This window comes from Neoroseomonas soli, assembly GCF_018129065.1.
In the GTDB taxonomy this organism is placed as follows: Bacteria; Pseudomonadota; Alphaproteobacteria; order Acetobacterales; family Acetobacteraceae; genus Neoroseomonas; species Neoroseomonas soli.
Genome location: NZ_JAAEDM010000144.1, coordinates 1 through 6,401, shown reverse-complemented (window position 1 = coordinate 6,401; position 6,401 = coordinate 1). Strand labels below are relative to the sequence as shown.

Genomic DNA, 6,401 nt, shown 5'->3' with positions numbered 1-6,401 from the left:
GATGCCGGCGCGGCCGCGCGCGGGACCGCCCGCGCGCGGCTCGCCGGCACCGACCCGCCGCCGTCGGGCCGCGGATTCCATGCGTCGGGATGGGGTCCGCCCGCATTGCCTTCACGAACCTGCCTGCGAGCCGAGCGCGCGCGATGGCAGGGGCCATGAGCCGGCCTCGCGGGCGGCCGGCGCGACCTGAAGGCCGGCTCTGCCGCGATTGCGAAACCGGGGGGTCGCAAGGCGGCGGTCGAGGGTCCACAATGAATGACTGCAGAACGAAGATCGCGGGGAAGACGAGCAAGATGGACGACGCGAAGCAGCTGCCTGCCGAGGACACCCGCACCACCCGCGTCACCGCGGAGGAGGCGCTGGCCCTCCACGCGGAAGGCCGGCCGGGCAAGCTCGAGATCCGGCTGACCAAGCCGCTGATCACCGCGCGCGACCTCTCGCTGGCCTATTCGCCCGGCGTCGCCGAACCCTGCCTGCACATCCACCGCGACCCGAAGCTCGCCTACGACTACACGGCCAAGGGGAACTTCGTCGCCGTCATCTCCAACGGCACGGCGGTGCTGGGGCTCGGCAACCTCGGCGCGCTGGCGTCCAAGCCGGTGATGGAAGGCAAGGTCGCGCTGTTCAAGCGCTTCGCGGACGTCGACGGGATCGATCTCTGCGTCGAGACCGAGGACGTCGACGCCTTCGTGAATTCGGTGCGCTACCTCGGGCCGTCCTTCGGGGGGATCAACCTCGAGGACATCAAGGCGCCGGAATGCTTCGTCATCGAGCAGCGCCTGCGGGAACTCATGGACATCCCGGTGTTCCATGACGACCAGCACGGCACGGCGATCGTCGCCGCCGCCGGGCTGATCAACGCGATCCACCTGACGGGACGGGACATCAGGGCGACGCGGCTCGTCATCAACGGCGCCGGCGCGGCCTCCATCGCCTGCGCCGAGCTGGTGAAGGCCATGGGCATGCGGCCGGAGAACGTGATCCTCTGCGACACCAAGGGGGTGATCTGGCGCGGCCGCACCGAAGGCATGAACCAGTGGAAGTCGGCGCACGCCGCCGCGACCTCCGCGCGCTCGCTGGCCCAGGCGCTGGAAGGGGCGGACGTGTTCTTCGGCCTCTCGGCGAAGGGCGCGCTGACGCAGGACATGGTCCGCAGCATGGCGCCGAAGCCGATCATCTTCGCCATGGCGAACCCCGACCCCGAGATCACGCCGGACGAGGCGCGCGCGGCGCGGCCGGACGCGATCATCGCGACGGGCCGGTCCGACTACCCGAACCAGGTCAACAACGTCCTCGGCTTCCCCTTCATCTTCCGCGGCGCGCTCGACGTCCGCGCCAGCACGATCAACGACGCGATGAAGATCGCGGCCGCCGAATCGCTGGCGATGCTGGCGCGCGAGGACGTGCCGGAGGAAGTGGCCGGCGCCGGCGCCGGCAAGGAACTGCGCTTCGGGCCCGAATACATCATCCCGAATGCCTTCGACCCGCGGCTGATCTCCCGCGTCTCGCCCGCCGTCGCCAGGGCGGCGATGGAGTCCGGCGTCGCCCGCAAGCCGATCATCGACCTGCAGCGCTATGCGCGCGACCTCGCGAACCGGCTGGATGCCACGGTCGGCGCGCTCGAGGCGATCGCGGACTCCGTCCGCAACAACCCGCGCCGCGTCGTCTTCGCCGAAGGCGAGGAGGAGAAGGTGATCCGCGCCGCGATCGCCTTCCGCAACGCCGGCTACGGCACGCCCGTGCTGGTCGCGCGGGAGGAGCGGGTCAATGCGGTCACGGCCGCGCTCGGCATCCCGCTGCCGGACGGGATCGAGATCCACAACGCCCGCCTTTCGGATTCCAACCGGCGCTATGCCGAATTCCTCTATGCCAAGCGCCAGCGCCAGGGCTTCCTGTTCCGCGACTGCCAGCGCCTGGTGAACCAGGACCGCAACGTCTTCGCCGCCTGCATGGTGGCGACCGGGGACGCGGATGCGGTCGTCACCGGCAGCACGCGGTCGTATTCGGTGGCGATGGAGGGTATCTCCATGGCGATCGACCCGATCCCGGGTCGCGTCACCTTCGGCCTGTCCATCATCGTCTCCCGCCGCGCCGGCACGGTGCTGGTGGCCGACACCGCGGTGCACGAGCGCCCGGATGCCGAGACGCTCGCCGGCATCGCCCGCGGCTCGGCCGTGGCGGCCCGGCGGCTGGGGCTGGAGCCGCGCGTCGCCTTCCTCTCCTTCTCCACCTTCGGCGACCCGCGAGGCACCATCCCCGGCAGCATCCGCGAGGCGGTGAAGCTGCTCACCGAAAAGGGTGCGGATTTCGAGTTCGACGGCGAGATGTCGGCCGACGTCGCGCTCGACCACGGGCTGCGCGCCTCGCTCTATCCCTTCTCCCGCCTGACCGGGCCGGCCAACATCCTCATCATGCCGGGGCTGCACGCGGCGCACATCCTGGCGCGCTCCGTGCCGCGGCTGACCAGCGCGACGGTGATCGGGCCGCTGCTCATCGGCCTGTCGCACTCGGCGCAGATCGTGCCGATGCAGGCGGGGGTGAACCAGATCCTGGACATGGCCTGCCTCGCGGCCCACGCCGCCCTGCCGAAGTGAGCCAGGCCGGCGAGGTCCTGACCATCGGCTACGAGCGCGCGACGCCGTCCACGCTGCTGGCGGCGCTGCGCGAGGCGAAGGTGCAGACGCTGGTCGATGTCCGCGCCATCGCCAACAGCCGCAAGCCGGGCTTTTCCAAGGGCGCGCTCTCGGCCGCGCTGGAGGAGGCCGGGATCGGCTACCTGCACCTGCGCGCCCTCGGCACGCCGGCGGCGGGGCGGGAGGCGGCGCGCACCGGCAAGCCGGAGGTGATGAAACGCATCTTCGCCGCCCATCTCGAAGGCACCGAGGCGCAGGCGGCGCTGGCGAACCTCGGGGATCTCGCGCGGCGGCAACGGGTCTGCCTGCTCTGCCTCGAGGATGATCCGCGGCACTGCCACCGCACGCTGGTGGCTGAGGCGGCCGGCCTGCCGGCCATCCACCTGCACCCGGCGCGCTGAACCTACCGCGAGGGCGGGGCGGCCGGCGCCGCCGGCTGGACGGGTTGGGCCGGCGCCGCCGGCTGGGCGGGTTGGGCCGGCTGGGCGGGCGCGGCGCCCTGCCCGGTCATGCGTTCGCCCTGGCGCTGGGTCCATTCCCCCGCGCCCTGCATCTGCTGGCCGGACCAGCGCATGGCGCGACCGAGTGCCGAGCCGGTTTCATCCGCCGCCCGCCCCAGTGCCTGGCCGGTCGATTCCGCGGCGCGGTCGATCGCCGTGCCGGTGCGTTCGCCGACGCCCGGCTGGCGGGCGGGGGCGGCATCATTGGCGGGAGCGGGGGCGGGTGCCGGGGCCTGCTCGACTGGGCGGGGCACGGGCGGGGGCAGGCCGCCGGCGGTCTGCGCCAGCGCCGGGGCGGCGGCGATGGCCAGGACCAGGGCGGCAGGGACGAGACGCATCGATGCCTCCAGCGGAAACGCGCGCCGGAATGCCGGCGCCGCGCGAGGAAGATGATGGCTGTTTCGGATGGCGACAACGGGGCGGGACGCGCGCGGGCCGGTGATGCGGCCGCGCGGCGGACCGGGGACTGCCGATGCAGGCTCCGCAGGGGAGCAGCCATCCCGCCGCCGATCGCCATGCCGGCAGCCCCCGTTCCCAGCCTGCCGCCCGCAAAGCGGGCCGAGGCCGCGAATGCGGCCCGCCGGCAGTCCGGCGAAGGCAAGGGGGATGGGGTCCGCCCGGCGTCCGAGGGCACGACGACCGCTGCTAGAGCAGATCCCGATCAGGTGGAATCACCTGATCGGGTGAAGATGCTCGCAAGAACAAAGACCTGGAGCGGTGTTCGCGAGCCGAGGCGAACGGAAACCGCTGCTAGTGTCCTGATTCCGAAATCCTGCGAATTTCGTTCTCAGGCCACTAGCCTTTGTTTTCAGTGGCCTGCTTGTTCGCTTCGTTCGCTGGAAATCCAGCGAACTTCGCGGGCAGGACACTGGCGGCCAATGGAATTGACCGCGCGGGTCAGTCCCCGAAGGCCCAGCGGCCGGCGCGGCGCAGGCGCTCGCCGGTCCAGTTCGCCGCGCGTTCGAGGGCCGAGCCGGTGCGGTGCGCACCGCGTTCGACTGCTTCCCCGGTGCGCTTGGCGCCGCGTTCCACCGCGCGTCCCGCGCGCTGGACCGCTCCTTCGGTGGCCGCCGCCGGCAGGGCGACGACCGAGGCCACGAGGGCCAGGATCAGCGTTCGCCGTGTCATGCGCGCAACTTGGGCAGGTCGGCAGGGCAGGTCAAGAATCCAAACGAATCCCGAGGTCGCGGATCAGCGGCCGCCACAGGGTGTTCTCGGCGGCGACGAAGGCGTCGAACTCGGCCGCGCTCCAGGCATTGGTCTGGATGCCGAGGCCGCGGGCGCGGGCCTGCACCTCCTCCGAGGCCACGGCGCGGACCAGTTCGGCGTTCAGCCGCGCGACGATGGGACCCGGGACGGCCTTGGGGACGCTGATGCCCTGCCAACCGAAGGCGACGGCGTCGTGGCCCAGTTCGCGCAGTGTCGGCACGGCCGGGGCCTCGGTGGTGCGGGCCTCGGTCAGCACGGCCAGCGCGCGCACGCGGCCGTCGCGGATGAAGGGCAGGCCGGTGGCGGTGTCGATCATCACCGTCTCGACGCTGCCGGCGAGCAGGTCCTGCATCGCCGCCTGCCCGCCGCGATAGGGCACGTGCTCTGCGGCGAGGCCGGAGCGCCGCTTCACCAGTTCCATCGCCAGGTGGTGCGGGGAGGCGACGGCCGGGCTGCCATAGGTCGGCGCGCGGGTCCGGCTGGCCGCGAGCAGCGCCGGGAAATCCGCCCAGGGCGCGTCCGCGCGGCAGACGATGTAGAGCGGGAAGCTGCCGATGAAGCCGACGCCGGCGAGGTCCCTGTCCGGATCGTAGGGCAGGCGGGCGTAGAGCGCCGGGTTGTAGACCAGGATGCCGTTGTCGGTGTGGAGCCAGGTATGGCCGTCGGCCGGCGCGCGGGCGACGGTCTCGCTCGCCAGCACGGCGCCGCCGCCGGGCCGGTTCTCGACCACCACGGTCTGGCCGAGGCGCGGGCCCATTTGCCCCGCCGTCAGCCGGGCGAAGACGTCCGACGGACCGCCCGCCGGGTAGCCGACCACGAGGCGGAAGGGCCGGTCCGGCCAGCCGGCCGGCTGCGCCTGCGCGGCGCCGGCCGCCAGCCCAAGACCCACGCCGATCGCGCCCCGTCGTCCGATCATCGTCCCTGCCTTCTGATGCGGGCGGCAATCTGCCGCCCGGGCCAAGGCGCGCCAAGGGGCAAGGCGCCCTCCTCCGCCAAGGCCCGAAAGCCCCCTCCCCTCGGGCACCCGCAAATTGGTTTGCAAAGGCCCTTCGGCCTTTGCCGGGGGGGGTCGAGGGAGGGGCGGCGCCCCCTCTCGTCAGCCTTTGCCGCCGGGGATATCCACCTCACACCCCACCGAAGGTTCCGACATGCCCACCGCCCTGATCCTCGCCCTCGGCCAGATGGGCGACCCTGCCTTCCGCCGTCCCTTGCTCTGGGGCGTGCTGGGTGCCGCGGTCGCGGTCGGCCTGCTCACCTGGGGCGCGGTCGAGGCCGCCGCCTGGGCGGCCGGCGGCACGGGCTGGCTCTCCTGGCTCGCGCAGGCAAGCGGCGGCGGGGTGGCGCTGCTGCTGGCCTGGTGGCTCTTCCTGCCGGTGGCGGCGGCCATCGCCTGCCAGCTCGTGGAACCCGTCGCCGCGGCGGTGGAGCGGCGACACTACCCCGGCCTGCCGCCGCCGCAGGGCGCTTCCATCGCCGCGCAGATCGCCTTCGGCCTGCGCTTCGGGCTCAGGCTGCTGCTGCTGCAGGTGCTGATGCTGCCCCTGCTCTTCGTGCCGGTGGCGGGGTTCGTGCTGGCGCTGCTTGTTTCGGCCTATGCGTTGGGCGCCGGGTTGTTCCAGCAGACGGCCCTTCTTCGCATGGATATGGCGGGGGCGCGGGCTGCCTGGCGGGCACGGCGGTTCGCGGGCTGGTCGCTCGGCATCGTCCTGGCGGCGATGGCGCTGGTGCCGATTCTCAACCTCCTGGTGCCCGTCCTCGGAACGGCCGCCTCGGTTCACCTTCTGCGGCGGTCCACAGGGAATTGATTGCGGGAATCCTGGGGATAAGCCCGGTACCGGCGTTGTGGCCGCGTCGCGGCGCGTGGTAGCCCCGAGCCTTCACGTTAACCTCCAGGAATCGAGGGGGCTCCAGGATGTCGATCTTCCGACGCAAGGATGAACCGGGGGCCGCTGCCGCGGGCACCGAGGCCGCGCCGACGACAGTGCCGGCCGCGCGCGACCCCGACCTGGGCGTGCCGCCGTTCCGCCCCTCGGGCGTGGCGCTGCCGAGCCAGGCGTCC

General features: G+C 72.6%; 6 protein-coding genes. 3 read left to right on the top strand and 3 right to left on the bottom strand.

From position 1 onward, the window contains the following. Positions 1 to 293: 293 nt before the first annotated feature. Both GXW76_RS24590 and GXW76_RS24585 read left to right on the top strand, forming a co-directional pair. Positions 294 to 2,594, top strand: coding sequence for an NADP-dependent malic enzyme (locus GXW76_RS24590; RefSeq protein WP_211864782.1), 2,301 nt, complete (start codon positions 294 to 296; stop codon positions 2,592 to 2,594). Beyond that, positions 2,591 to 3,034 (top strand): DUF488 domain-containing protein, encoded by a 444-nt coding sequence (locus tag GXW76_RS24585; RefSeq protein WP_211864781.1) that lies wholly within the window; start codon positions 2,591 to 2,593, stop codon positions 3,032 to 3,034. The genes GXW76_RS24590 and GXW76_RS24585 overlap by 4 nt, the downstream gene beginning before the upstream one ends. Before the next feature lie 2 nt (positions 3,035 to 3,036). On the opposite strand, the gene GXW76_RS24580 is transcribed toward GXW76_RS24585, so the two are convergent. The 3 genes from GXW76_RS24580 to GXW76_RS24570 form a co-directional block, all read right to left on the bottom strand. After that, positions 3,037 to 3,471: a hypothetical protein gene (locus tag GXW76_RS24580; protein WP_211864780.1), complete on the bottom strand. Its 435-nt coding sequence runs from the start codon at positions 3,469 to 3,471 to the stop codon at positions 3,037 to 3,039. Between the two features lie 559 nt (positions 3,472 to 4,030). Beyond that, positions 4,031 to 4,261 (bottom strand): hypothetical protein, encoded by a 231-nt coding sequence (locus GXW76_RS24575; protein WP_211864779.1) that lies wholly within the window; start codon positions 4,259 to 4,261, stop codon positions 4,031 to 4,033. Positions 4,262 to 4,292: 31 nt separating this feature from the next. Continuing rightward, positions 4,293 to 5,258: a Bug family tripartite tricarboxylate transporter substrate binding protein gene (locus GXW76_RS24570; RefSeq protein WP_211864778.1), complete on the bottom strand. Its 966-nt coding sequence runs from the start codon at positions 5,256 to 5,258 to the stop codon at positions 4,293 to 4,295. 232 nt (positions 5,259 to 5,490) lie between these two features. Here GXW76_RS24570 and GXW76_RS24565 point away from each other — a divergent pair, with 232 nt between their 5' ends. After that, complete coding sequence (locus GXW76_RS24565) at positions 5,491 to 6,147, top strand: EI24 domain-containing protein (protein ID WP_211864777.1); 657 nt, start codon at positions 5,491 to 5,493, stop codon at positions 6,145 to 6,147. Positions 6,148 to 6,401 lie beyond the last annotated feature (254 nt).